Origin of the sequence: Pseudomonas nitroreducens (assembly GCF_010994165.1) — a bacterium.
Taxonomy (GTDB): domain Bacteria; phylum Pseudomonadota; class Gammaproteobacteria; order Pseudomonadales; family Pseudomonadaceae; genus Pseudomonas; species Pseudomonas nitroreducens.
Window position 1 is genome coordinate 437,604 of sequence record NZ_WMBX01000003.1, and the last position, 25,625, is coordinate 463,228.

Here is a 25,625-nt window from a genome sequence, read left to right on the forward strand (position 1 = left end):
GGCGTTACCGAAGCAGGGTTTCGATGGCGTCGACCACGCGGTCCTGGTCGGCCTGGGTCATGTCGGGGAACAGCGGGATGGAGACGATCCGCGAGGCGTTCCACTCGGTGTTGGGCAGGTGCACATCCGGGTAGCGCTGGCGGTAGTAGCTGTGCAGGTGGCTGCCGATGAAGTGGATGCCGCTGCCGATGCCGCGCTCCTGCAGGCCCTGCATGAAGGCGTCGCGGTCGATGCCGCAGCGCTCCTGGTCGATGCGCAGGACGTAGAGGTGCCAGGCGTGGTGCTGCGGGTAGTCCGGCAGCGCCAGCGGTTGCACCGGCAGGTGCGCCAGGCGACTGGCGTAGCCGGCGGCCAGTTCGGCGCGGCGGGCGTTGATCGCTTCGAGCCTGGGCAACTGCACCAGGGCGATGGCGGCGTTGATATCGGTGAGGTTGTACTTGAAGCCCGGTTCCACCACCTGCGCCTGTGGCTTGCGGCCGTGGGTCAGGCGGTCGTAGGCATCCACGCCCAGGCCATGGAACTTCAGGGTGCGCACGCGGTTGGCCAGGGCCTCGTCGTCGGTGACGAACATGGCGCCCTCGGCGCAGGTGAGGTTCTTGATCGCGTGGAAGGAGAAGATCGCGGTGCCGCGCGAGCCTACCGGGCGGCCGCGATAGAAGGTGCCGGCCGCGTGGGCGGCGTCCTCGATCACCGGGATGCCGTGGCGCAGGGCGAGCTCGTTGATCGGGTCCATGTCGCAGGCCGCGCCGGCGTAATGCACCGGAATGATGGCGCGGGTGCGCGGGGTGATTGCGGCTTCGATGCGCGCGGCGTCGGTCATCAGGGTGTCACGGTCGACATCGACGAACACCGGCGTGGCGCCCAGCAGGCTGATCATGTTGACGGTGGAGACCCAGGTCTGCGACGGGGTGATCACCTCGTCGCCCGGGCCGATGCCCAGGGCCAGCAGCGCCAGGTGCATGCCGCCGGTGGCCGACGACAGGGCCACCGCGTGACGGCAACCGATGGAGTCGGCGAAGCGTTGCTCCAGTTCATGGTTCTTCGGCCCGGTGGTGATCCAGCCCGAACGCAGGACTTCGTTGACTGCCTGGATCTCTTCTTCACCGATGCTGGGACGGGAGAAGGGGAGGAAGGGCATTTCCATGTGGTGTTCCAAAGGCCATGGCGGCTCTGTCAGGGGGTGAGAGAACGCTACGGGGGTGATCGTTAAGAAGCCGTTAAGTGGATGTCGTGATTCCGTTCGTCGGTCGAACATGCGACAAGCAGCACCCGAAGATGGGAGGGAGGTGAGTGAACGGTCTGAAAACGACATGTCTGATGTCGGAAAACGCTGTTGAACACTCGTTCATCCTTGGCTATGGTGGCCCAACGCTCCTGCGGACCCTTCTGCAGGACATTCCGTCATTCGGATGAGGCCCTTGCATGCGTTATTCGTCGCTTGTGGACAGGATGGTCGGACCCGGCGTTGCCGCCTGGGATATTCACTACGCCGCCATTGCCGCCCAACGCGCCGGCCGCGACGTGATCGTGCTCAGCGTCGGCGACCCCGATTTCGCAACCCCGGACTTCATCACCGATGCCGCCGTTTCCGCCTTGCGCGATGGCGACACCCACTACAGTGATGTGGCTGGCCGCCCGGCACTTCGCCAGGCGATCGCCGCACTGCATGAGCGACGATTCGGCCAAAAGGTCGCCGCCGAGAACGTCATTGTTGTCGCCGGAGCGCAGAACGGCCTGTTCGCCGCCGCGATGTGCCTGCTGGAAAAAGGCGACGAGGTCATCACCTTCGATCCGGTCTACGTCACCTACGAAGCCACGCTGAAGTCCACCGGTGCCGTGCTGGTCGGGGTTCCTACCCGTCCGGAGAACGGTTTCCGCCCTCTGGCCGGTGATATCGCGGCTGCCATCACGGCGCGCACCAAGGCGATCTTCCTCGCCAACCCGAGCAACCCCACGGGCGTCGTGCTGACTCGCGAGGAGTTGCTGGCGATCGCCGAACTGGCGCAGGCCCACGATCTCTGGGTGGTGGTGGACGAGGTCTACGAGGGCCTGACCTTCGAGCGCGAACACCAGAGCTTCGCCGCGCTGCCGGGCATGGCCGAGCGCACCCTGAGCATCGGCAGCCTGTCGAAATCCCATGCCATGACCGGCTGGCGCGCCGGCTGGATAGTCGCCAACCCGACGCTGGTCGGGCATCTGGAAAACCTTGCGCTGAACATGTTCTACGGCCTGCCGGGCTTCGTGCAGGAGGCCGCGCTCGCTGCGGTGGAGCGCCATGATGAAGTGGTGGCGTCGATGCGCGAGATCTACCGCCGCCGCCGCGACCTGGTGGTGGCGGCGCTGAGTGATTGTCCGCGGGTGAAGGTCCTGTCGCCCGAAGCCGGGATGTTCGTCATGGTCGATGTACGTGACACCGGCCTCAGCTCGCTGGACTTCTCCTGGCAGCTGTTCCATGCCACCGGCGTCTCGGTGCTCGACGCGGCAGCCTTCGGCCCGCAGGCGGAAGGTTTCGTGCGGTTGTCCTTCGGGTTGAGCGACGAGAGCATGGCGGAGGCCTGTGCGCGGATCAGTCGGTTTGTCGAATCCCTTCCCGCACGTGCCGAATCAACTGTAGGAGCGAGGGGGGCGCCTCAGCCATTGCTCGCGAACGCTCTTGATGTTTCTGACGCTGCGACCGGTTCGCGAGCAAGCTCGCTCCTACGGGAACAGCCCACCACTAAGCCGGTGATCGAAGTGCGAGATATCCACAAGCGCTTCGGCGACTTCGAGGTGCTCAAGGGCGTTTCGCTGTCGGCCCGCGAGGGCGAGGTGATCTCGCTGATCGGCGCCAGCGGTTCGGGCAAGAGCACCCTGCTGCGCTGCATCAACATGCTGGAGATTCCCAACCAGGGCTCGGTCACCGTCAACGGTGAAACCATCCGCCTGGCTCAGAGCCGCCAGGGCGAGCCGATGGTGGCCGACCAGAAGCAGCTCACCCGTATCCGCTCGCAGCTGGGCATGGTGTTCCAGAGCTTCAACCTGTGGCCGCACCGCACCGTGCTGGAGAACCTGATCGAGGCGCCGACCTTCGTCCTCCACGAGAGCAGGGCCGAGGCCCGCGAGCGCGCCGAGGCGTTGCTGGAACGTGTCGGCCTGGCGGAGAAACGCCACGAATACCCGGCCTTCCTTTCCGGTGGCCAGCAGCAACGCGTGGCCATCGCCCGCGCGCTGGCCGTGCGACCGAAAGTGATGCTGTTCGACGAACCGACCTCGGCGCTGGACCCGGAGCTGGTGGGCGAAGTGCTGCGGGTGATCCGCTCGCTGGCCGAGGAGGGGCGGACCATGATCCTGGTCACCCACGAGATGGCTTTCGCCCGCGACGTATCGAGCCACGTGGCGTTCCTGCACAAGGGCCTGATCGAGGAGGAGGGAACGCCCGAGGAAGTGTTCTCGCGCCCGCGCAGCGAGCGCTGCCGGCAGTTCGTCAACGCGCACCAGAATCGCTGACCGATGCCGCGCTGCCGGCGCATCGATGAGCGTGACCCATAACAAACGAAAACAACGCAGGGGATCACGATGAGCAAGAAAGGTCTGTGCAATCTGATGGTGGGTGCGGCGATGCTGATGGCCGGCGCGGCGAGCGCCCAGGCCGAGACGATCCGCTTCGCCCTGGCCGCCGAACCCTATCCACCGTTCTCGCAGAAGCAGCCCGACGGTAGCTGGGTCGGCTTCGAGCCGGACCTGATCCACAAGGTCTGCGCCGAGATGAAGGCTACCTGCGAGATCGACGAAGTGGCCTGGGACGGCATCATCCCGGCGCTGCTGGCGAAGAAGATCGACGTGATCTTCAACTCCCTGTCGATCACCGACGAGCGCGAGAAGCAGATCGCCTTCAGCCGCCCCTATTACGACACCCCGGTCGCCGTCGCCGCGCCCCAGGCGGTGGATGTGCAGATCAGCCCCGAAGGCCTGAAGGGCAAGGCGATCGGCGTGCAGATCTCCACGGTCAGCTCCAACTACCTGAAGAAGTACTACGAGAAGATCGCCGACGTGCGCTACTACGACACCCAGGACTCGGTGAACGCCGACCTGGTGGCCGGGCGCATCGACCTGATGATGGCCGATGGCATTGCCGTGGCGTCCTTCGTCAAGTCGCCGGACGCCCAGGCTGCCGGCATCGTCAACAAGGGCGAAGTGAAGTACGACCCCCTGTTCGGCCGTGGCGTTGGCGCCGGCATGCGCAAAGGCGACACCGAGCTGAAGGCGAAGATGGACGAGGCCATCGGCAAACTGCTCGCCAGCGACGACTACAAGGCGCTGTCGGACAAGTACTTCGGCATGAGCGTCGCGCCCAAGCAGTAACTCTGGCGCGATCCGCTTCAGCGCCCGCGCGCTTGTCCGGCGCGCGGGCACGAACCTGAGCCTCCCTTCCTGGAGACGGCCATGCAAAGCATCTTCGACCTGATCGGCTTCGGTCCTACCGGCTGGGGCCCGGCCCTGCTCAAGGGGTTGCTGGTCACCCTGCAGATTTCCGTCGGGGCCTTCCTGGTCGGCCTGCTGATCGGCCTGGCCGCGGCCAGTGCCAAGATCGGTGGTCCGCGCCCGTTGGCGATGCTCGCGCGCGGCTACACCACGCTGTGCCGGGCGGTACCGGAACTGCTGCTGATCCTGCTGCTGTTCTACGTCGGCTCCATGGGCCTGAACCAGTTCTTCGAGTGGCTCGGCTACGGCCAGGTGAAGCTCAACGGCATGATGGTGGCCATCGTCGTGCTTGGCCTGGTGCAGGGCGCCTACGCGTCGGAGATCTTCCGTGGCGCGATCCAGTCGATTCCCTATGGCCAGATCGAAGCGGCGCGCGCCTACGGCATGCACGGCTTCGGCCTGTTCCGCCGGGTGACCTTGCCGATGATGGCGCCCAACGCGCTGGCCGGCATGGCCAACCTGTGGGTCAACCTGATCAAGGACAGTGCGCTGATCAGCGTGGTGGGCACCAACGAGCTGCTCTACACGGCCAAGCAGGCCGCCGGCTCGACCCGTCACTACCTGACCTTCTACCTCACCGCGGCGGCGCTGTACTACGTGCTCACCGTGCTTTCAAACCTGTTCGCGGGCTACCTGGAGCGACGTTTCCGTCGCTGGATTCCGGCGGTCTGAACGAGGCGCGGCGATGAACGAACACTGGCTATTCGTCTATGGGGCCCTGCTGCTCAAGGGCCTGGGCACCACCCTGGTGATCCTGCTGATTTCCGCCATCCTCGGCTTCGCCCTGGCGCTGGTCGTGGCGTTGGCGCGGATGTCGCGCAACTTCCTGGTCTCGCGCCTGGCGCTGGCGTACACCAGCGTGATTCGCGGCACGCCGTTGCTGGTGCAGATCTACATCTTCTACTACGGCCTGGGCAGCCTGTTCGCGCAGTTCCCGCTGATCCGCGGCAGCTTCCTCTGGCCCTACCTGCGCGATGGCTTCTGGTACATCGTGATCGCGCTGATCCTCTCGGTCGGCGCCTACGTCGGCGAGGTGGTTCGCGGTGGCCTCAAGGCGGTGCCGCGCGGCGAACTGGAGGCGGCTTCGGCGTTCGGCATGAACCGCACGCTGGTGCTCTACCGTGTGTGGCTGCCGAGGGCGATCCGCCTGCTGCTGCCGACCCTGGCGGGGGAGAGCGTGATGCTGCTCAAGTCCACCGCGCTGGCGTCCACCATCGCCGTGGTCGACCTGCTCGGCGCAGCCAACGTGGTGCGCGCGCAGACCTTCCAGGTGTATGAGCCGCTGCTGCTGGTGGCGGCGATCTATGTCTGCCTGACCTTCATCATCGAGGCGCTGTTCGCCGTGCTGGAGCGCACCACGCCGGTTCGCCGCGAAACACAGAAGCCGGCGCAGCGATCATGGTTGGGCAAGCGCAGGGCAAGGACGGCAGTTTGATAATGCACAGTTCGCCTTACGATCTTGCGAGCTAGAGCTGGATTAGGCGGGCGGCGCTCGAAGAGCGGAGTTTACCCCAGTAAATGAGCACCTGAGGGCGGCGCTCGCCTAATCCAGCCGACGCGCAGCAGATCGTTGCCAAACCTCAGGCGTAGGCGCCGCGACGGAGGCCCTCCACCCAGCAGCGGCTGAGTTCGAGACCGTCGGCGGCGCTGAAGTTGCTCGGGTTCAGGCACCACTCCAGCCACAGCCCGTCGAGCATGGCGGAGAGGCCGATGGCGGCCAGGCGCGGGCGCGCCACGCTGAAGTTTTCGGCGTGGGCGAGCTCGCTGATGAGTGTTTCGAGGATGGCAAGGTAGCTCTGATAGCCGCGCTCGTGCGCCTCGTTCACCGGCGGCGAGTGGCGGATCAGGCTCCAGAACACCACCCAGGGGCTGAGCAGGTCGGGGTCCAGCACTTGCGGTGAGAAGGAGCCGGTGAGGAAGGCTTCCATGCGTGCGGCGGGATCGCTGCCGACGGCGTCCACCTGCTGGTAGAGCGCCTGGGTGACCTCGCTGGCAAGGGTCTCGTAGGCCTGGGCAACCAGCGCGTCGATGCTGCCGAAATGGTGGTTCACCAGGCCCACGGCGACGCCGGCTTCCTTGGCGATGCGGCGCACCGAGATGCCCGCGTGGCCATCGGCGACCAGGCACTTGAGGCAGGCGCGCACCAGATGGTCGCGGCGTTCCTCGGAGGTGGCGCGCTGGGCTTTCTGGCGGGGCATGTCCACGGTGCGAGGTCCTTTTGCGGCGTGCCGGAAACCGGCGACTGGAGTCGATACTAGGAGGCGCCGGCAAAGATTTCCATGGGCGATTCGGACAGAGGAGAGGGCTTGATGATCGAGGATGTGTCCTTCAGCGTGCCGGGTGACTCCGGCGCGGAGCTGCGCGTTCTGGCGTGGCGTATCGACGGCGGCAAGCCGGGGCCGCGGGTACACCTGCAGGCCGGCGTGCACGCCGATGAAATCGCCGGGATGCTGGTGCTCCACGAACTGCTGCCGCGCCTGCGCGAGGCCGCCGAACGTGGCGCGCTCAATGGCAGCGTGACGCTGGTGCCGCAGGCCAATCCCATCGGCATCGGGCAGTTCCGCCAGGGGCGGATTCTCGGCCGCAACCACGACGCCACGTCGCGCAATTTCAACCGTGGCTTCATCGCCTCGGCAGCGGCCAGCGGGACCCTGGACAACCTCACGCTGTGGCAGAAGCGCCTGGCCGAACTGGCCGCGCCGGCGGACATCGTCCTCGACCTGCACACCGACGACGAGGCGCTGCAGTATGTCTACGTCCACGAATGCTTCTGGCCGGCCGCGCAGGACCTCGCCGCTGCGCTGTGCGCGGATCTGGCGATCATCTGGGAAGGCGATGGCGACGGTGCGTTCGAAGAAGTGGTGATCGCCCCATGGCTGGCCGAACAGCGCTTTACGGAGCGCCTGGTGGCCACTGTCGAATTGCGCGGCCAGGGCGACGTCAGCGACGCGCTGGCGCAGCAGGATGCCGAGGGACTCTACCGTTTTCTCGGCGCCCGTGGCGTGGTCACCGACGCCGGGCCACTGCCGGAGTGGAAGGGCGTCGCTACGCCCATGGGCTTCATGGAAACCGTGTTCGCGCCTGCAGCCGGCGTGCTGGTGTTCGAGCGAGAACTGGGCGAATACCTCGAGGCGGGTGAGCGCTTCGCGCGCATCGTTTCGCGTCCGGGTGACCCTGATAGCGAACACATCCTGCGCGCGCCGCAGAGTGGCTTGTTCGCCACCCGTTACCGTGACCGGCTGATTCCCCAGGGCGCCATCGCGGGCAAGTTCACCGGTACGGCGCCTTCGAGTACCTGGAGCTCCGGCGCGCTCGATCCGTAATCGGCTTCTGTACGGGGCATCCCTCACCCCAACCCTCTCCCAGAGGGAGAGGGGGCAGATTGTGCGGGCTGACGCTGTGGTTTCATCCTGCACCGAACGGTCCCCTCTCCCGCTTGCGGGAGAGGGCTAGGGTGAGGGGCTCTTACCCGCGCATCTCGACTCAAATGCAAACAAGGAAGAACAAAAAACGCCCGCACAAGGCGGGCGTTTTCGAACAGCGGCGAACTCAGTGGTGTTCGCGGGTGGCGCGGAAGGTGATGTCCGGCCAGCGCTCTTCCATCAGGCTCAGGTTGACGCGGGTCGGGGCCAGGTAGGTGAGGTGGCCGCCGCCGTCCACGGACAGGTTCTCGAAGGCCTTGTCCTTGAACTCCTTGAGCTTCTTCTCGTCCTGGCACTCGATCCAGCGCGCGGACCAGACGTTGATCTGCTCGTAGGCGCACTCGACCTTGTATTCCTCCTTCAGGCGGCTGGCGACCACGTCGAACTGCAGCACGCCGACGGCGCCGAGGATGATGTCGTTGTTGCGCTCGGGGAAGAACACCTGGGTGGCACCTTCCTCGGCCAGTTCCTGCAGGCCCTGGCGCAGCTGCTTGGACTTCAGCGGGTCCTTCAGGCGCACGCGGCGGAACAGTTCCGGGGCGAAGTGCGGGATGCCGGTGAAGCCCAGCGCCTCGCCTTCGGTGAAGGTGTCGCCGATCTGGATGGTGCCGTGGTTGTGCAGGCCGATGATGTCGCCGGCGAAGGCTTCTTCCAGCTGCTCACGCTCGCTGGAGAAGAAGGTCAGCGCGTCGGCGATCTTCACGTCCTTGCCCAGGCGCACGTGGCGCATCTTCATGCCCTTCTCGTACTTGCCCGAGCAGATACGCATGAAGGCGATACGGTCGCGGTGCTTCGGGTCCATGTTCGCCTGGATCTTGAACACGAAGCCGGAGAACTTCTCCTCGGTCGGCGCCACGGTGCGCTCGTGGGCGCCACGCTCCAGCGGTTGCGGGGCCCAGTCGACGATGCAGTCCAGCACCTGGTCGACACCGAAGTTGCCCAGCGCGGTACCGAAGAACACCGGGGTCATCTCGCCCTTGAGGAAGGCGTCCTTGTCGAACTCGTGGCAGGCGCCTTGCACCAGTTCCAGCTCTTCGAGGAAGTTGTCGTAGAGGTCGCCCAGGTGCGCGCGGGCCTCGTCCGAATCCAGTTTGTCGATGACCTTGGTCTCGATGCGCTCGTGGCCGTGGCCCGGCACGTAGACGATGATCTTGTCCTGGGCGAGGTGGTACACGCCCTTGAAGTCGCGGTAGCAACCGATCGGCCAGGTGATCGGCGCCGCCTTGATCTTCAGCACCGCCTCGATCTCGTCGAGCAGCTCGATGGGGTCGCGGATGTCGCGGTCGAGTTTGTTGATGAAGCTGACGATGGGCGTGTCGCGCAGCCGGCAGACTTCCATCAGGGCGATGGTGCGTGGCTCGACGCCCTTGCCGCCGTCGAGGACCATCAGTGCCGAGTCCACCGCGGTGAGGGTGCGGTAGGTGTCTTCGGAGAAGTCTTCGTGGCCGGGGGTGTCGAGCAGGTTGATCATGTGCTCGCGGTAGGGGAACTGCATCACCGAGGTGGTGATGGAGATGCCGCGCTGCTTCTCCATCTCCATCCAGTCGGAGGTGGCGTGGCGGTCGGACTTGCGCGACTTCACGGTACCGGCGACGGCAATCGCCTTGCCCATCAGCAGGAGCTTCTCGGTAATGGTGGTCTTACCGGCGTCGGGGTGGGAAATGATCGCGAACGTGCGGCGCTTCGCGACTTCGGCGGCTTGGATGCTCATGGATGGATGCCTGGTCGATTCGGTGAAGACGGGCAGCGAGCGGCCCGAAAAACGCGGGATTATAGCCTGAATCGAGGCGTCGCCGGCAGACCCGGCGACGCAAGGCTCGGGGCTGTCAGTGGTCGCTGTCGGCGACCGGCTCGGCGCCCTTGTAGATACGCCGCACCAGCGGGCCGATGGACAGGCCCTGGAGCAGGATCGACACCAGCACCACCACGTAGGTCAGGCTGAGGATCAGGTCGCGCTGCTCGCCCAGCGGCAGGGACAGCGCCAGGGCCACCGAGACGCCGCCGCGCAGGCCGCCCCAGACGAGGATGCGGATGGTCCCGGCGGGCACCTGGCGGCGGCCGTTCTCGGTCTGCCGCAGCACGACGATGGCCGGGGCCACGGTGAGCAGGCGCGAGACCAGCACCGCGCCACCCAGGGTGAACGCCGCCACCACGTGCAGCCAGTTGAACGGCAGCAGGAGCAGCTCCAGGCCGATCAGGGCGAACAGCAGGGCGTTGAGGATCTCGTCGATCAGCTCCCAGAACTTGTCGATGTAGCGCCGGGTTTCGTCGGACATGGCGTAGTGGCGCGCCTGGTTGCCGATGATCAGGCCGGCCACCACCATGGCGATGGGCGCCGACACGTGCAGCCGCGCCGCCAGCGCCGCGCCACCGATCACCAGGGCCAGGGTCAGCATGACTTCCACCTGGTACTGGTCGATGCCGCGCATCATCAGGAACACCCCGTAGCCCAGCGCCGCGCCGAACAGGATGCCGCCGATGGCTTCCTGCACGAACAGCCAGGCAATCGTCGAGGCGGTGGGCGTTTCGCCGGCCAGCAGGATGCCCAGCAGGATGGTGAAGACCACCACGGCGGTGCCGTCGTTGAACAGCGATTCGCCGACGATGGTGGTGGCCAGCGGCTTGGGCGCGCCGGCGGACTTGAGGATGCCCAGCACCGCGATGGGGTCGGTGGGCGAGATCAGCGCGCCGAACAGCAGGCAGTAGATGAAGTCCACGTGCCAGCCGAAGAGGGCGAAGGTGTAGTAGGCCAGGTAGCCGATCACCGTGGTGGCGATCAGCACGCCGAAGGTGGCCAGCAGGCCGATGGGCCACTTGTAGTTGCGCAGGTCGGCGAGGTTCACGTGTAGCGCACCGGCGAACAGCAGGGCGGGCAGGAACCAGGTCATCAGCACGTCGGAGAAGTCGATGCGGCTGATGATCTGCTGCATCTCGACTTCCAGCACCGGGTAGCCCAGCAGCGACATGCCCTGGGCGATGAAGGAAAAGATCAGCGCGGTGGCCATGACGCCGATGGTTGGCGGCAGGCGGATGAAGCGGTAGTTGACGTAGGTGAGCAGGGTGGTCAGCGCGATGAACGCCGCGGCCAGATCAAGCATGGCGATGGATCTCCGTGGTAGGCAAGAACGCCGGCCCCGAGTGACCTATCCATGGGTCGGGGGCACGCGAAAGGATCCCGATGATAACCGCTGGGCGAAGTCGCGTATGTTTTCACCGGGCGCATCCGCCGTTGGGCAAGCGGCGGGGGCCGATGGTTCAGCCCGATCGCAACTTTTTTCGAAAAAAAGTTTGTCCGCCACAGCCCCCGGACCATGGGGGCTGAAGCCGAATGCGCGGCCGCGCGGTGGCACAAGGATGGCAATTTTATTGAACGTAACGGCGCGCACGGGGGTCCACCCCTTCGCGACGACAATCCGTAGGCGCTTTCGCAAGTACTTGATTCTCGTCGCGTTTAATCGAGGTCCCAGGTAAGTCTCAGGACGGGATCGAGCGTCACGTGAGCGCGGCGATGCCAGTCGCCGCGCACCCGAAGGGAGTCCCCCAACCATGGTGAAGTCCACCACGGGCAAGGCCCTGTTCGGCGTCTGCTTCGCAGTCGTTGTGCTGGCTTTGCTGATCCACTGGATCACCCCCGCCACTCTGTGGCAGTACCGCGAAGACCTGCTGTTCTACCTGCAGGCGCACCTGATCCTGGTGTTCGCGTCCATGTTCGCCGCCATTGTGGTCGGCATCCCCGCCGGCATGCTGCTCAGCCGGCCCGCCCTGCAAGGACAGGCCGAGCGCCTGATGCAGATCTTCAACGTCGGCAACACCATCCCGCCACTGGCCGTGCTGGCCATCGCCCTGGCGATCGTCGGGATCGGCAACGGCCCGGCGATCCTCGCGCTGTTCCTCGCCTCGCTGCTGCCCATCGTGCGCAATACCTACGAGGGCCTGCGCGCCGTGCCGGCGTCGCTCAAGGAAGCGGCCACCGGCATCGGCATGACGCCGCGCCAGGTGCTACTGCGCGTCGAACTGCCCAATGCGGTGCCGCTGATCATGGGCGGTGTGCGCATTGCACTGGCGCTCAACGTCGGCTCCGCCCCGCTGGCGTTCCTGATCGGCGCCAACAGCCTGGGTAGCCTGATCTTCCCCGGCATCGCCCTGGACGACCAGTCCAAGCTGCTGCTCGGCGCCGTGTGCACTGCGCTGCTGGCGCTGGTGCTCGATGGCCTGGTGGTGCTGTTCAGCCGCGGCTTCCTGGAACGGGGGCTGGCGAAATGAACGGGAGTTGTTTGAAAGGAACCCGCATGACACGACGTCTGCTCGGCGCGCTGGGCCTTGTGCTCGCCGCTACAACCGGTCTCGCCCAGGCGGCCGATGTGATCCGCATCGGCGGCAAGCCGTTCACCGAGCAGCGCCTGCTCACCGCTATCACCGCGCAGTACCTGCAAAGCAAGGGCTACGAGGTGAAGGTCACCAACGGCCTGGGCAGCACCCTGGCGCGCAGCGCGCAGCAGAGCGGTCAGCTGGACCTGGTCTGGGAATACACCGGCTCGTCGCTGATCGTCTACAACAAGGTCAAGGACAAGCTGGACGCCGAGCAATCGCTGGCCAAGGTCCGCGAACTGGACGGCAAGAAGGGGCTGGTCTGGCCCACGCCCGCGCCGTTCAACAACACCTATGCGCTGGCGATGCCCGAGGAACAGGCCGAACAGCTCGGCGTGCGCACCCTCAGTGATCTCGCCCGGGTGATGAAGGAGCAGGGCGACAAGCAGACCCACCTGTTCGCCATGGACCCGGAGTTCGCCGGCCGCCCGGATGGCCTCGCGCCGATGAGCGAGCTGTATGGCTTCCGTTTCACCCGCGACGACGTGCGGCAGATGGATGCGGGCCTGGTGTACACGGCGCTGAAGAATCGCCAGGTATTCGTCGGCCTCGTCTACACCACCGATGGCCGTCTGAAGGACTTCAAGCTGCGCGTGCTGCAGGATGACAAGCAGTTCTTCCCGTTCTACAACGCCGCGCCGGTGATGCGTGCCGATCTGCTGCAGAAGCATCCCGAGCTGAAGACGTTGTTCGATCCCATCGCCAGGCTACTCGACGACAAGACCATGCAGGCGCTCAACGCCCAGGTCGATATCCAGCAGGAGCCGGTGCAGCGCGTCGCGCAGCAGTTCCTGCGCGAGCACGATCTGCTGGGCGACAAGGCTCAACCTGAACAGGACCAGCCCACAAAGGAGGAGAACTGACATGGACTTCATGACCGTGATTTCCCGCCTCGACTGGGTGCAGGTCGGCCAGCTGACGCTGCAGCACCTGATGCTGGTGTCCATCGCCGTGGGCCTGGCCATCGTCGTCGGTGTGCCGCTGGGTGTGCTGATGACGCGCTTCAAGTGGCTCGCCGGGCCGCTGCAGGGGGCCGCCACCGTGGTGCTGACCATCCCCTCCATCGCGCTGTTCGGCCTGATGCTGCCGCTCTACTCGAAGATCGGCCAGGGCCTCGGACCGCTGCCGGCGATCACCGCGGTGTTCCTCTATTCGCTGCTGCCAATCCTGCGCAACACCTACCTCGCCCTGACTAATGTCGAGCCCGGCATCCGCGAAGCCGGCAAGGGCATCGGCATGACCTTCTGGCAACGCCTGCGCATGGTCGACATCCCCATCGCCGTGCCGGTGATCCTCGCCGGCGTGCGCACCGCCGTGGTGATGAACATCGGCGTGATGACCATCGCCGCGGTGATCGGCGCCGGCGGCCTGGGTGTGCTCATCCTCAATTCCATCAGCCAATCCAACATGCCCATGCTGGTGGTCGGCGCGGTCCTGGTGAGCCTCTTGGCCATCGCCGCCGACCTGCTGCTGCAGTGGTTGCAGCGTGCGCTCACCCCGAAGGGCCTGCGCCCGCAGACAGGAGACTGAACATGATCGAACTCGACCAACTGACCAAGACCTTCACCCTAAAGGACGGCAAGGAATTCCGCGCCGTGGACAAGGTCAGCCTGACCGTGGACAAGGGCGAGATCTGCGTGTTCCTCGGTCCCTCCGGCTGCGGCAAGACCACCACGCTGAAGATGATCAACCGCATCATCCAGCCCACCTCCGGGCGCGTGCTGATCGACGGCCAGGACACCGCCGAACTGGACGAGGTGACCCTGCGCCGGCGCATCGGCTACGTGATCCAGCAGATCGGCCTGTTCCCCAACATGACCATCGAGGAAAACATCATGGTCGTGCCGCGCCTGCTGGGCTGGGACAAACAGAAGTGCAAGGACAAGGCGCGCGAGCTGATGGCCATGGTCAAGCTCGAACCCAGGCAGTACCTGTCGCGCTATCCGCGCGAGTTGTCCGGCGGGCAGCAACAGCGCATCGGGGTGATCCGCGCGCTGGCGGCGGATGCGCCGCTGCTGCTGATGGACGAGCCCTTCGGCGCGGTGGACCCGATCAACCGCGAGTCGATCCAGAACGAGTTCTTCGAGCTGCAGCGCAAGCTGGGCATGACCGTGATCATGGTCAGCCACGACATCGACGAAGCGATCAAACTGGGCGACAAGGTGGCGGTGTTCAAGAGCGGCCGCCTGCTCCAGTTCGACCACCCGGACACGCTGCTGGCGCACCCGGCGGACGAATTCGTCAGCGCCTTCACCGGCCAGGACAGCACGCTCAAGCGCCTGCTGCTGGTGCGCGCCGAGGATGCCGCCGACAGCAGTATCGTCACCGCCCACCCGCAGACCACGGTGGCTGAAGCGCTGGAGAAAATGGAGGAGGACGACCGCCGCTACCTCGTCGTGGTGGACGCCAACGGCAAGGGCCTGGGCTACGTGCGCCGCAAGGACATGCGCCGCAAGGACGGTGTATGCAGCGACTTCCTCAACGAATTCCGCGTGACCGCCAGCCATGACGAACACCTGCGCATCCTCTTGTCGCGCATGTACGAGTTCAACAGCTCGTGGCTGCCGGTGCTCGATGCGGACGGGCAGTTCCTCGGCGAGGTGACGCAGGAGTCCATCGCGGACTACCTGAGCTCCGGACGCTCGCGTGGGCGCAAGACCAATATCGTGTCGCCGGCTGAAGTCGCCCAGGCATCGTAGGGTGTTACCCGTACCCCCGCTGCGGATGGTTCCCTCTCCCCCCGCCCTCTCCCTGAAGGGAGAGGGCGCTGATCGTGCCGGCTGACGCAGCAGCTTCAGCCGGTGCCGAACGGTCCCCTCTCCCTTCAGGGAGAGGGAGTGCCCAGCTCCGATTTTCCCCGTTCACCCTCCACGATATCCCCACCCGCACCACCCATCCCGAACAGCTGAACTCCCCCCTCTGACACCGGTCGTTAACTCAGTAGGCCGATGATGCTGAAACCCGTCGAAAGCCCCGTTCTGTGCGGTATTCCGTGCATTTTGTTGAGTATCCAAAACAGTCAACCGGTAGTGCGACAAAGGGATGTAAAAAAGCGGCAATTCAGGGTTGAACTCACGAACTTCAGGTCCTAAAGTTCGCGCCCGAACGTCCATGCTGGAAACGATCCATCCGGCTCAAGTACTGACGACGAGAGATAGCCGGTGCCTTGCCCCGGTATCGGTAATGCTCGGCGACATGCCTTGGGAAGTAGGCGAACCAAAGTGGGGAAACGGATTCGACGTTCAGCTTCACCCCTACGAATAACCTGTTCTGCCATTTGGAGTCCCAACCATGTCCATCAAGGTCGAGGATTACTTCGCCCCCGACACCTTCCAGCGCATGAAGGCGTTTGCCGACAAGCAGGAAACCCCCTTCGTCGTCATCGACAAGCAGACCATCGCCGATGCCTACGACCAGCTGACCGACTGCTTCCCGTTCGCCAAGATCTACTACGCGGTGAAGGCCAACCCCGCCACCGAGATCACCGAGTTGCTGCGCGACAAGGGCTCGAACTTCGACATCGCCTCCATCTATGAGCTGGACAAGGTGATGAAGACCGGTGTGCGCGCCGAGCAGATCAGCTACGGCAACACCATCAAGAAAGCCCGCGACATCCGTTACTTCTACGAGAAGGGCGTGCGCCTGTTCGCCACCGACTCCGAGGCCGACCTGCGCAACATCGCCAAGGCTGCGCCGGGCTCCAAGGTCTACGTACGCATCCTCACCGAAGGCTCCACCTCGGCCGACTGGCCGCTGTCGCGCAAGTTCGGCTGCCAGTCCGACATGGCCATGGACCTGCTGGTTCTGGCTCGCGACCTGGGCCTGGTGCCCTACGGCGTGTCCTTCCATGTGGGTTCGCAGCAGCGCGACATCGGCGTGTGGGACGCGGCCATCGCCAAGGTCAAGGTCATCTTCGAGCGCCTGAAGGAAGAAGACGGCATCGAGCTGAAGCTGATCAACATGGGCGGCGGCTTCCCGGCCAACTACATCGCCAAGACCAACAGCCTGGAAACCTACGCCGAAGAGATCATCCGCTTCCTCAAGGAAGACTTCGGCGACGACCTGCCGGAAATCATCCTCGAGCCGGGCCGCTCGCTGATCGCCAACGCCGGCATCCTGGTCAGTGAAGTCGTGCTGGTGGCGCGCAAGTCGCGTACCGCCGTGGAGCGCTGGGTGTTCACCGACGTGGGCAAGTTCTCCGGCCTGATCGAAACCATGGACGAGTCCATCAAGTTCCCGATCCATGTGGAGAAGAAAGGCGAGCTGGAAGAAGTGGTGATCGCCGGCCCGACCTGCGACAGCGCGGACATCATGTACGAGCACTACAAGTACGGCCTGCCGTTGAACCTGGCCGCGGGCGACCGCCTGTACTGGCTGTCCACCGGGGCCTACACCACCAGCTACAGCGCGGTGGAATTCAACGGCTTCCCGCCGCTGAAGGCGTTCTACCTGTAACGCTGAATGCCCCACGAAAAGCCCCGCCGTTGCGGGGCTTTTTCATTCTGCGGCGCTGAAGCTGTTGCGCAGGAGCGGACTTTGTCCGCGAAATCCCGCACCAAGGAGGAAGCCGAAGCGACACACCACCCTGTAGGAGCGAGCCTGTGCACTCTCGTCGGACGGAATGAAGAACGCCCCGCAATGCGAGGCGTTCTTCATGGCATCACCGCAGATTCAACCCTCCTTGGGCTGCGTCTTCACCGGAGCCTGCGCGGTGGCCGGCGCCTTGGCGTCGGTGGCGATCTCCTGCTGCTGTGCGGCCTTGTCCATCGGCAGCTTGTCGAACTCGTGCAGGCCGTCCTTCCTGTACGGGTCGCCGATCCAGCGCGGCGCCGCGGCGAACTGCTGGTTCACCAGGCTCTTGGCGGGTTCGTAGCGATCGTAGCTCAGGCCGGCGAGGTCCGACAGGGTGTGGATCAGGTGCGAGCTGCTGTAGGAACGATTGGCCACTGCCTGCAGGTCGCGGGGGTGGTCGGCCTGCCAGCTCGGCGAGGTCCAGACCATGAACGGAATGGTGTACATCGGCCGGGTCGGGTCCATCTCGTTGCGGCCCAGGCGGTCGTGGTTGCCCGAGCTGTAGACCTCTTCGCCATGGTCGGAGAGGTAGAGCATGAAGCCGTTGGCGTTGGCCGCCGAGTAGCGCTTGATCAGGCTCGACACCACGAAGTCGTTGTAGCGCACTGCGTTGTCGTAGAAGTTGTAGGTCTCCACCTGGTCATCCGACAGCGCCGAGGGCGCGCCCTGGCGGTCCTTGAAGTAGGCGAACTCTTCGGGGTAACGGTAGCGGTAGTCCATGTGCGTGCCCAGCAGGTGGACGACGATGAACTTCTTCTGCGCCGGGTCCTTCAGGGCCTTCTCGAACGGGTCCAGCACCACGCCGTCGTACTGGCTGGCGTTCTGGTTGCGCTGGTTGTTCAGGTACGCCTGCTCGTCCGTCTGCTGGGAGAAGGTGGTGAGCATGGTGTTGCGCTTGGTCATCGTCTGCTGGTTGGTGATCCAGAAGGTCTTGTAGCCCGCCTGTTTCATCAGGTTGATCAGCGACGGATCAGTGAGGAACTTGTCCGGGTTCTGCTCATCACCGAAGGTGAGGATCTGCTGCATCACCTCGATGGTGTAGGGGCGCGGCGCAACCACGTTCTGGAACACGGTCAGGCCCTTGCCGCTGGCGGCGAGGGCGTCGAGGTTCGGCGTGGTATCGCGGCCGTAGCCGTACAGGTGCATGTGCTGGCGGGTGGTGGATTCGCCCAGCACCAGCACCAGCGTGCGCGGGGCTTCGCCGCTGCTGTCCTTGAGGTTCTGCAGGGGCGGCAGGGAGGCGTTCTGCTGCAGCAGCTTCTGCATGTTGTCCAGCTGCTGGCGGTACTGGACGTACCCCACCACCAGTTGCCACGGCACGGCCGGCTCCATGCGCGACTGCACCTTTTCCAGCGCCTGGGCGAAGGTGCGCTCCTGGGTGACCATCTGCTTGTAGAAGGGGTAGAACAGGTTCAGCACCACCAGCAGCACGGCCAGCGGCACGCGGGCATAGGCCGGCATGCTGATCGGGCGGATACGCTTCCACAGCACCACGGCGACCACGGTGTAGGCCAGCAATGCCAGGCATAACCAGAGGCTGAAGTACTGGCTGAAGTATTCGCCGGCCTCGGCTGTGTTCGACTCGAACATCACGAAGATGACGCTCTGCGAGAACTCCTGCTTGTAGATGCCGAAGTAGCTCAGGCCCACCAGCGAGGCGCCCCAGAGCACCAGGCCGATGACGGCGGCGATGCCTTTGGTGAAGCGCGGCAGCAGCAACGGCGGCGCGAGCCACAGGCTGCTGAGGAAGAAGGCGTCACGGAAGCCGGCGAAGCCGGTGGTGCCGCTGAACAGGATCAGCGCCTGGGTAACGCCGGAGAAGTACCAGAAGAACAGCAGGAGCCAGCCCAGGGCGGCCCAGTCCACGCGTTTGCGCGCTGCGGGGGATGTGGTGTTCGACACTTGCGCCTCGTCGTTACGTGGCGGCTGCCGAACACTCCGGCAGCCAGGTTAGCCGGCGAAGATAGCAGGGTTGGTGTGAAAATTACGTCAAGGGGTGTCAGGCGACACCCATCTGCTCGGCGAGTTGATGCAGGTCCGATTCGTCGCCCAGCTCGGCGGCGCGCTGGAAGTAGGCCAGGGTCAACTCCCGCAGGCTTGGCGGCATGGAGTCGGCGAGCTGCCGGCGGGCTACGCGCAGGAAGTTGAGGTTGCCGCCTTCCAGCGCCCGTTCCAGCCAGATGCGCGCGGCTGGCAGGTCGCCGCGCTCGGCGAGCACCGAGGCGTGGCTGAACTGGCCACGGAAGTCACCGGCCTCGGCCGACCGACGGTACCACTGGTGTGCCGCGCCAAGGTCGCGGGGCACCACCAGACCTTCCTCGTGGAAGCGCCCCACCAGGTTCATCGACTTGGCATGGCCCAATGCCGCCGCGCCCTCGTAGAGTGATAGCGCGCGGGCATCGTCGCGCGCCACGCCGCGGCCGGTGGAAAGCAGGTTGGCGAGGTTGTACATGGCCCAGTCGAGCTTTTGCTGCGCCGCGATGGCGTAATGGCCGGCCGCAGCCGTTTCGTCCTTGGCGCACCCCCAACCGTGCTCCAGGCAGCGCCCGAGCATGTTGCGGGCCATGGCATGACCGCGCTCGGCGGCGATGCCGAACCAGGTCAGCGCCAGGCCGATGTCCTGTTCGATGCCGTGGCCGTCGAGGAGGATCTGCCCGAGCAACGCCTGGGCCTCCAGGTTCCCTTCACGGGCGCCGGCCAGGATGAGCCGGGCGGTCTGCCGCGGATCGTCGGCGAGCTGGCCGGTGAGGTCTTCGACATTGATTTCTTCAGTGCGACGCAGGACGAAGCTCATGGCGGATCAGACATCCACCCAGCGCCGCAGCAGGTTGTGGTAGGTGCCGGTCAGCTCGATCAGCGCAGGGTGGTCCGGCACGTCGCGGGTCAGTGCCTGGATCGACTGGTCCATCTGGAACAGCAGGGCGCGCTGGCTGTCCTCGCGCACCAGGCTCTGGGTCCAGAAGAACGAGGCGATGCGCGCGCCACGGGTCACCGGGTTGACCTTGTGCAGGCTGGTGGCGGGGTAGAGCACCAGGTCGCCGGCCGGCAGCTTCACCTGCTGGGTGCCGTAGGTGTCCTGGATCACCAGTTCGCCGCCGTCGTAGTCGTCGGGGTCGCTGAAGAACAGCGTCGAGGACAGGTCGGTGCGCACGCGCTCGCGGCCACCCTGTGTGTCGCGCACGGCGTTGTCGATGTGGAAGTCGAAGGAACCGCCGCCGGTGTAGCAGTTGAACAGCGGCGGGAAGACCTTGCTCGGCAACGCGGCGGACTGGAACAACGGGTTGCTCCACAGGCGCTGCAGCATGGCCTCGCCGATCTCGCGGGCCAGCGGGTGGTCCTGCGGCAGTTGCAGGTTGTGCTTGGCGCGGGACGACTGGTAGCCCGCGGTGACCTTGCCGTCCGTCCACTCGGCCTGTTCCAGGGCGGCGCGGATGCGCGTCACCTCATCGCGGGTGAAGACGCCGGGAATGTGCAGCAGCATGGGCCGGTTCCATCAGGTTCGATAATTTGCCAATGATAATGATTTGCAACAGATCGGTACAACCGCCATACCCCTGCTTCCGACAGGGAGAAAGTGTAAAAGTTGTAAATCATCTGCGTATGGTAATGAATGTGAATTGATACAAATTCTTATTTGCAATAGATTGCGCGGCCTTCATGAACCCCTGGGGAGGGAGTTGCGATGTCGCGTCAATCCACCGAGTTCGCCGGCAGCAAGCCGCGCCTGCTGGTTTCCGCCGTCGGTGTGGCGATTACCGCCATGTCCGGCACTCACCTGGCCCACGCTGACGAGGCTATGCCGAAGAAGTCCGGCCAGGACGTGCTGTCTCTGGACGCCGACACCGTTGTCGGGGCGCAACAGCAGGATCCGACGACCTACAACGTCGAGAAGTCTTCCAACGAGAAGTACACCGCGCCGCTGCTGGAGACGCCCAAGACCGTCACCGTGATCCCCCAGCAGGTGATCAAGGATACTGGCGCGCTGACCCTGCAGGACGCCCTGCGCTCCACTCCCGGCATCACCTTCGGTGCCGGCGAGGGCGGCAACCCGGCGGGCGACCGTCCGTTCATCCGTGGTTTCAACGCCGAGAGCGATACATTCCTGGATGGCATGCGCGATGTGGCCTCGCAAACCCGCGAGATCTTCAACATCGAACAGATCGAAGTGAGCAAGGGCCCGGGCTCGGCCTACACCGGCGCGGGGTCCACCGGCGGTAGCCTGAACCTGATCAGCAAGACCGCCAAGCAGGCCGACTTCAACGATGCCAGTATCGTGCTGGGCACCGACCAGACCCGCCGCACCACCCTGGACGTCAACCACAGGCTGGGCGACAACGCGGCCTTCCGCCTGAACCTGATGAAGCACGATGCCAACGTCGCCGGCCGCGACGAGGTCAACGTCAGCCGCTGGGGCGTGGCGCCGACCGTCACCTTCGGCTTCGATACCCCGACCCGTGCCACGCTGTCGTACTATCACCTGTCCACCGACGACATGCCCGACTATGGCATTCCGCTGACCCTGGCCGGGCGCAGCGAGCGCAACCCGAGCAAGCCGGTATCGGTGGACAAGAGCAACTTCTACGGCCTGAACGACCGCGACTACCGCAAGAGCACCACCGACACCGGCACCTTCCGCATCGAGCATGACCTGAACGACAACCTGACCCTGTCCAACAGCTTCCGCCTGGTGCGTACCACCCTTGACTACATCGTCACCAACCCCGACGACAGCCGCGGCAACGTCGCCAACGGGCTGGTCTATCGCTCCTCGAAGAACCGTAACTCCACCTCCAAGGGCTGGGTCAACCAGACTGACCTGAAGGCCACCTTCGACACCGGTTTTGTCGGCCACACCCTGGTCACCGGCATGGAGTTCAGCTACGAGGACGTGCACAACCGCCCCTATGTCATTACCCCCGGCGGCGGCAGCGGCAATACCTGCACCCCCGGCTTGCTCGCCAGCGGCGACTGCACCAGCCTGAACAAGCCCACCCCCGGCGACCACTGGACTGGCAGCATCACCGACAGCGCCGCCTTCACCGATACCGACACCAAGACCGCCTCGGCCTACGTGTTCGACACCCTGAAGCTCAGTGAGCAGTGGGATCTCAACCTCGGCCTGCGTTACGACGACTACGAAACCCGCTCCAGCGGCTACTCCACGGGCGGCCGCGGCTCGCCCGCCGGCGATTTCGACCGCCAGAGCAACACCCACTTCTGGAACTACCAGCTCGGCGTGGTCTACAAGCCGGCGCCCAACGGCAGCATTTATGCGGCCTGGTCCACCTCCAGCAACCCCAGCGGCGAAACCGCCGGCGAAGGCGGTGGCGACCTCAGTCTGGCCAACGCCAACCTCGACCCTGAGCGCAACCGCAACTACGAGATCGGCACCAAGTGGGCCTTCTTCGACGAAGCGCTGTCGCTCAATGCGGCGATCTTCCGCACCGACAAGACCAATGCCCGCGTCGCCTCGCCGGACGACTCCACCGTCCAAGTGCTCGATGGCGAGCAGCGCGTGCAGGGCGTGGAGCTTGGCTTCAGCGGCGCACTGACACCCAAGTGGAAAGTCTTCGGCGGCTACACCTACCTGGACAGCGAGATCCTCAAGTCCAGCGTGGCCAGTGACGAGGGCAACCGCATGCCGCAGACCGCGCAGAACAACTTCACCCTGTGGTCGACCTACGATGTGCTACAGAACTTCACCGTGGGCGGCGGCGCAACCTACGTCGATGAGCAGTACGGCAACACCGCCAACAGCACCATGATCCCGTCCTACTGGCGCTACGACGCCATGGCCAAGTACGTGATCAGCAAGAACGTCGACCTGCAGCTCAACGTGCAGAACCTGACCGACAAGCGCTACTTCGACCAGGTCTTCAGCACCCACATGGCGCACGTGGCCCCGGGCCGCACCGCACTGCTGGGGGTCAACGTCCACTTCTAAGGGCCGCGTACTCCTGGCGCCCCGCCCCGGCCGATGCTCCTCGGTCGGGGCTTTTCTTTGCGCGGGCCGCCTGCGACGAAGGTAAGGCGAGGGTAAAGATTGTTAAATCGGCTGCGTTTGCGAGCAATTCTCATTAAAATGCCCGCCCTGCGTGATGGGTGTCCGAAGGTGAAGCCGCGGTGTTGAAGAAAGTCCTTTTCCAGTTGCATTGGCTGTTCGGTATCAGCGCAGGGCTTGTGCTGGCGCTGATGGGTATCACCGGGGCGATGCTGTCGTTCCAGGATGAGATCCTGCGGGCCATCAACCCCGACAGCCTGGTGGTGGAAAAGCGCGCCGAAGCCGTGCTGCCGATGGACGAACTGATCCGCCGGGTGGAGAGCGCCGAGCCAGGCAAGAAGGTCGCCTTCTTCTGGCTCAAGACCGAGGGCGTGGAGTCCGCGCGCATCTTCTTCACCCCGCCACCGGGCCAGCGCCGTGGCGAATCCCTGTATGTCGACCCCTACACCGCGCAAGCCCTGCCCGCGCCAGTGGGCGAGGGCGCCTTCCTGTTCATCATGCAGCTGCATCGCTTCCTCGCCGCCGGCGAAGTCGGCCAGCGGATCACGGCCGCCTGCACCCTGATCCTGATCTTCTTCTGCCTCTCCGGCCTGTACCTGCGCTGGCCGCGCAAGGCGCTGAACTGGCGCACCTGGCTGACCTTCGACTGGCGCAAGAAAGGCCGCGCCTTCAACTGGGACCTGCACGCCGTGGCCGGTACCTGGTGCCTGGCGTTCTACCTCCTGGCCTCGCTGACCGGCCTGTACTGGTCCTACGAGTGGTACCGCAACGGCCTGTTCAAGCTGCTCGACGACGCCCCCGCCGGCCAGGCCAAGGGCGGCCAGCGGGGCGGCGGCAAGCGCGGCCCGGCGCCCGAGGGCCCGCCGCCGGTAGTCGATGCCACCGCCATCTGGAACACCATCCAGCAGACCGGCGGCTCCGCCATGACCGCCTACAACCTGCGCCTGCCGCCGGTGAAGGGCCAGCCGGCCACCGTGTTCTACCTTCTCGATGACGCTGCCCACGAGCGCGCCTTCAACGAGATGACCATCGACCCGGCCAGCGGCAAGCTGCTCAAGGACCGCCGCTACAACGACAGCAGCGCCGGCAAGCAACTGCTCACCAGCGTCTACGCCCTGCATGTGGGCAGCTACTTCGGCCTCACCGGGCGCATCCTGATGATGCTCGCCAGCCTGGCCATGCCGCTGTTCTTCATCACCGGCTGGCTGCTCTACCTTGATCGCCGCCGGAAGAAGCGCGCAGCGCTGGCCGCCCGCGGCGAGCTGGGCACTACGGCTGGTGGTGCCGACTCCTGGTTGATCGGCTACGCCAGCCAGAGCGGCTTCGCCGAACAACTGGCCTGGCAGAGCGCCGGCCAGTTGCAGGCTGCTGGCCTGCCGGTACGCGTCGAGTCTCTGGGCAAGCTGGACCGTGCGCAGCTGGAGCAGACCCGTAATGCGCTGTTCGTGGTCAGCACTTTCGGCGAAGGCGAGGCGCCGGACAGTGCCCGTGGTTTCGAACGCCAGGTGCTCGGCCAATCCCTCGGCCTCAACGACCTGCGCTTCGCCGTACTCGCCTTGGGCGACCGCCAGTATGAGCACTTCTGCGGCTTCGCCCGGCGCATGCAGAGCCGGCTGCAAGGGCAGGGCGCGCGCCCGCTGTTCGACGGCGTGGAAGTGGACAATGGCGATGCCACCGCGCTGCATGACTGGCAGGTACGCCTCGCCGAACTCTCCGGCACCGCACCGCAAGTGGCCTTCACCGCGCCGGCCTTCGAAGTCTGGACGCTGAGTGGCCGTGAGCACCTGAACCCCGGCAGCCAGGGCGAATCCACCTGGCTGTTGCGCCTCGGGGCGCCGAGCGACTCACAGATCGACTGGGCCGCCGGCGACCTGGTGGAAATCGTTCCCCGCCAACCGGAATTCCTCGTCAGCCGCTGGCTCGAACGCCTTGGCCTCGACGGCGCGGCCAAGGTGCAGGTCGACGGCCTGGCCATGCCGCTCAAGGACGCCCTGGCCGGCTGCCTGTTGCCGGCGAACCTGGAGCATCTGGTCGGCCAGCACGGCCAGGCGGTGGTTGATGCGCTGATCAAGCTCTCGGTGCGCCAGTACTCCATCGCCTCATTGCGCAGCGAAGGCGCGATGGAGCTGATCGTGCGCCAGGAGCAGCACGCGGACGGTTCGTTGGGTATCTGCTCCGGCTGGCTGACCCAATACCTGCCCGAAGGCGGCAGCCTGCTGCTGCGCCTGCGGCGCAACCGCAGCTTCCATCTCACCGAGGACGATCGCCCGCTGATCCTCATCGGTAACGGCACCGGTATCGCTGGCCTGCGTGCTCTGCTGCAAGCGAGCGTTGCCGGAGGCCGTTCGCGCAACTGGCTGCTGTTCGGCGAGCGCAATATCGCCCACGACTTCTACTGCCGCGACGAGCTCGAGGGCATGCTGGCGCGCGGCGAACTGCAACGCCTGGATGTCGCTTTCTCCCGCGACCAGGCCGAGAAGGTCTACGTACAGGATCGCCTGCGCGCCAGCGCCGAAACACTCGCCCAGTGGCTGGAAGAGGGGGCGGTGATCTACGTCTGCGGCAGCCTGCAAGGCATGGCCGAAGGCGTCGACCGTGCCTTGCGCGAGATGCTCGGTGATACCGAGGTCGAGGGGTTGCTGGAGGGTGGGCGCTATCGGCGCGACGTGTATTGATGGGGCGTTGGGTCTAGCCAATCGCGGACGGAGTCCGCTCCCACGCTCAGCGTGACTGGCTTTTCGTAGGGCGGATAACGCGCCAGCGCTATCCGCCGATTGGCCGTCAGCGGATAACCTGTTCCA

Annotated in this window: 19 protein-coding genes; 12 read left to right on the forward strand and 7 right to left on the reverse strand. The window is 65.2% G+C overall.

Annotated elements, in window-relative coordinates; all coding sequences use genetic code 11:
* Nucleotides 1–4 precede the first annotated feature (4 nt).
* Nucleotides 5–1,144, reverse strand: a complete 1,140-nt coding sequence (gene arnB, locus GJV37_RS15365) for a UDP-4-amino-4-deoxy-L-arabinose aminotransferase (protein WP_065084835.1) — start codon at nt 1,142–1,144, stop codon at nt 5–7.
* A gap of 278 nt (nt 1,145–1,422) precedes the next feature.
* On the opposite strand from arnB, the gene GJV37_RS29670 reads away from it, so the two are divergent.
* From GJV37_RS29670 to GJV37_RS15385, 4 genes are all read left to right on the forward strand, one after another.
* Entirely contained in the window at nt 1,423–3,486 is a 2,064-nt protein-coding gene (locus GJV37_RS29670) for an aminotransferase class I/II-fold pyridoxal phosphate-dependent enzyme (RefSeq protein WP_193452708.1), read from the forward strand.
* A 69-nt stretch (nt 3,487–3,555) separates the two neighbouring features.
* Complete coding sequence (locus GJV37_RS15375; protein WP_054906669.1) at nt 3,556–4,341, forward strand: transporter substrate-binding domain-containing protein; 786 nt, start codon at nt 3,556–3,558, stop codon at nt 4,339–4,341.
* An 81-nt stretch (nt 4,342–4,422) separates the two neighbouring features.
* The gene (locus GJV37_RS15380) at nt 4,423–5,133 is read left to right on the forward strand and encodes an ABC transporter permease (RefSeq protein ID WP_015475765.1); all 711 of its coding nucleotides are present in this window, start codon (nt 4,423–4,425) and stop codon (nt 5,131–5,133) included.
* A 13-nt stretch (nt 5,134–5,146) separates the two neighbouring features.
* Nucleotides 5,147–5,896: an ABC transporter permease gene (locus GJV37_RS15385; protein ID WP_054906668.1), complete on the forward strand. Its 750-nt coding sequence runs from the start codon at nt 5,147–5,149 to the stop codon at nt 5,894–5,896.
* Between the two features lie 145 nt (nt 5,897–6,041).
* Here GJV37_RS15385 and GJV37_RS15390 read toward each other — a convergent pair whose 3' ends face one another.
* Complete coding sequence (locus tag GJV37_RS15390) at nt 6,042–6,665, reverse strand: TetR/AcrR family transcriptional regulator (protein WP_024765611.1); 624 nt, start codon at nt 6,663–6,665, stop codon at nt 6,042–6,044.
* Nucleotides 6,666–6,770: 105 nt separating this feature from the next.
* Between GJV37_RS15390 and GJV37_RS15395 the strand changes: the two genes are divergently transcribed.
* Nucleotides 6,771–7,784, forward strand: a complete 1,014-nt coding sequence (locus GJV37_RS15395; RefSeq protein WP_170859533.1) for a M14 family metallopeptidase — start codon at nt 6,771–6,773, stop codon at nt 7,782–7,784.
* Nucleotides 7,785–8,010: 226 nt separating this feature from the next.
* Here GJV37_RS15395 and GJV37_RS15400 read toward each other — a convergent pair whose 3' ends face one another.
* A complete protein-coding gene (locus GJV37_RS15400; protein ID WP_024765609.1) occupies nt 8,011–9,594 on the reverse strand; it encodes a peptide chain release factor 3 in 1,584 nt (527 codons plus the stop codon).
* A 115-nt stretch (nt 9,595–9,709) separates the two neighbouring features.
* A complete protein-coding gene (locus GJV37_RS15405) occupies nt 9,710–10,981 on the reverse strand; it encodes a cation:proton antiporter (RefSeq protein WP_038803231.1) in 1,272 nt (423 codons plus the stop codon).
* Between the two features lie 448 nt (nt 10,982–11,429).
* Here GJV37_RS15405 and GJV37_RS15410 point away from each other — a divergent pair, with 448 nt between their 5' ends.
* From GJV37_RS15410 to GJV37_RS15430, 5 genes are all read left to right on the forward strand, one after another.
* Nucleotides 11,430–12,146 carry an ABC transporter permease gene (locus GJV37_RS15410; RefSeq protein WP_038803232.1) on the forward strand — a complete coding sequence of 239 codons (717 nt, stop codon included), beginning with the start codon at nt 11,430–11,432 and terminating at the stop codon, nt 12,144–12,146.
* A 26-nt stretch (nt 12,147–12,172) separates the two neighbouring features.
* Nucleotides 12,173–13,114, forward strand: a complete 942-nt coding sequence (locus GJV37_RS15415; protein WP_170859532.1) for a glycine betaine ABC transporter substrate-binding protein — start codon at nt 12,173–12,175, stop codon at nt 13,112–13,114.
* Nucleotide 13,115: 1 nt separating this feature from the next.
* Nucleotides 13,116–13,781, forward strand: coding sequence for an ABC transporter permease (locus tag GJV37_RS15420; protein WP_024765896.1), 666 nt, complete (start codon nt 13,116–13,118; stop codon nt 13,779–13,781).
* Nucleotides 13,782–13,783: 2 nt separating this feature from the next.
* The gene (locus tag GJV37_RS15425) at nt 13,784–14,950 is read left to right on the forward strand and encodes an osmoprotectant ABC transporter ATP-binding protein OsmV (protein WP_170859531.1); all 1,167 of its coding nucleotides are present in this window, start codon (nt 13,784–13,786) and stop codon (nt 14,948–14,950) included.
* Between the two features lie 592 nt (nt 14,951–15,542).
* Nucleotides 15,543–16,706 carry a type III PLP-dependent enzyme gene (locus GJV37_RS15430; RefSeq protein WP_065083946.1) on the forward strand — a complete coding sequence of 388 codons (1,164 nt, stop codon included), beginning with the start codon at nt 15,543–15,545 and terminating at the stop codon, nt 16,704–16,706.
* Nucleotides 16,707–16,922: 216 nt separating this feature from the next.
* Here the strand turns inward: GJV37_RS15430 and GJV37_RS15435 are convergent, their stop codons facing one another.
* From GJV37_RS15435 to GJV37_RS15445, 3 genes are all read right to left on the reverse strand, one after another.
* On the reverse strand, nt 16,923–18,725 hold the full coding sequence (locus tag GJV37_RS15435) for a phosphoethanolamine transferase CptA (RefSeq protein WP_169888304.1): 1,803 nt from the start codon (nt 18,723–18,725) through the stop codon (nt 16,923–16,925).
* Nucleotides 18,726–18,822: 97 nt separating this feature from the next.
* Nucleotides 18,823–19,617, reverse strand: a complete 795-nt coding sequence (locus GJV37_RS15440) for a tetratricopeptide repeat protein (protein WP_037014476.1) — start codon at nt 19,615–19,617, stop codon at nt 18,823–18,825.
* Nucleotides 19,618–19,623: 6 nt separating this feature from the next.
* Complete coding sequence (locus GJV37_RS15445) at nt 19,624–20,304, reverse strand: Fe2+-dependent dioxygenase (protein WP_193452709.1); 681 nt, start codon at nt 20,302–20,304, stop codon at nt 19,624–19,626.
* 201 nt (nt 20,305–20,505) lie between these two features.
* Between GJV37_RS15445 and GJV37_RS15450 the strand changes: the two genes are divergently transcribed.
* Both GJV37_RS15450 and GJV37_RS15455 read left to right on the forward strand, forming a co-directional pair.
* A complete protein-coding gene (locus tag GJV37_RS15450) occupies nt 20,506–22,767 on the forward strand; it encodes a TonB-dependent receptor (protein ID WP_065083943.1) in 2,262 nt (753 codons plus the stop codon).
* Between the two features lie 182 nt (nt 22,768–22,949).
* Nucleotides 22,950–25,499 carry a sulfite reductase flavoprotein subunit alpha gene (locus GJV37_RS15455; protein WP_246228352.1) on the forward strand — a complete coding sequence of 850 codons (2,550 nt, stop codon included), beginning with the start codon at nt 22,950–22,952 and terminating at the stop codon, nt 25,497–25,499.
* The last annotated feature ends 126 nt before the right edge of the window (nt 25,500–25,625 follow it).

Bases quoted from the DNA above. Each gene is read 5' to 3' on its own strand.
- arnB (WP_065084835.1), bottom strand. From the start codon at position 1,144: ATGGAAATGCCCTTCCTCCCCTTCTCCCGTCCCAGCATCGGTGAAGAA.
- GJV37_RS29670 (WP_193452708.1), top strand. From the start codon at position 1,423: ATGCGTTATTCGTCGCTTGTGGACAGGATGGTCGGACCCGGCGTTGCC.
- GJV37_RS15375 (WP_054906669.1), top strand. From the start codon at position 3,556: ATGAGCAAGAAAGGTCTGTGCAATCTGATGGTGGGTGCGGCGATGCTG.
- GJV37_RS15380 (WP_015475765.1), top strand. From the start codon at position 4,423: ATGCAAAGCATCTTCGACCTGATCGGCTTCGGTCCTACCGGCTGGGGC.
- GJV37_RS15385 (WP_054906668.1), top strand. From the start codon at position 5,147: ATGAACGAACACTGGCTATTCGTCTATGGGGCCCTGCTGCTCAAGGGC.
- GJV37_RS15395 (WP_170859533.1), top strand. From the start codon at position 6,771: ATGATCGAGGATGTGTCCTTCAGCGTGCCGGGTGACTCCGGCGCGGAG.
- GJV37_RS15400 (WP_024765609.1), bottom strand. From the start codon at position 9,594: ATGAGCATCCAAGCCGCCGAAGTCGCGAAGCGCCGCACGTTCGCGATC.
- GJV37_RS15405 (WP_038803231.1), bottom strand. From the start codon at position 10,981: ATGCTTGATCTGGCCGCGGCGTTCATCGCGCTGACCACCCTGCTCACC.
- GJV37_RS15410 (WP_038803232.1), top strand. From the start codon at position 11,430: ATGGTGAAGTCCACCACGGGCAAGGCCCTGTTCGGCGTCTGCTTCGCA.
- GJV37_RS15415 (WP_170859532.1), top strand. From the start codon at position 12,173: ATGACACGACGTCTGCTCGGCGCGCTGGGCCTTGTGCTCGCCGCTACA.
- GJV37_RS15420 (WP_024765896.1), top strand. From the start codon at position 13,116: ATGGACTTCATGACCGTGATTTCCCGCCTCGACTGGGTGCAGGTCGGC.
- GJV37_RS15425 (WP_170859531.1), top strand. From the start codon at position 13,784: ATGATCGAACTCGACCAACTGACCAAGACCTTCACCCTAAAGGACGGC.
- GJV37_RS15430 (WP_065083946.1), top strand. From the start codon at position 15,543: ATGTCCATCAAGGTCGAGGATTACTTCGCCCCCGACACCTTCCAGCGC.
- GJV37_RS15440 (WP_037014476.1), bottom strand. From the start codon at position 19,617: ATGAGCTTCGTCCTGCGTCGCACTGAAGAAATCAATGTCGAAGACCTC.
- GJV37_RS15445 (WP_193452709.1), bottom strand. From the start codon at position 20,304: ATGCTGCTGCACATTCCCGGCGTCTTCACCCGCGATGAGGTGACGCGC.
- GJV37_RS15450 (WP_065083943.1), top strand. From the start codon at position 20,506: ATGTCGCGTCAATCCACCGAGTTCGCCGGCAGCAAGCCGCGCCTGCTG.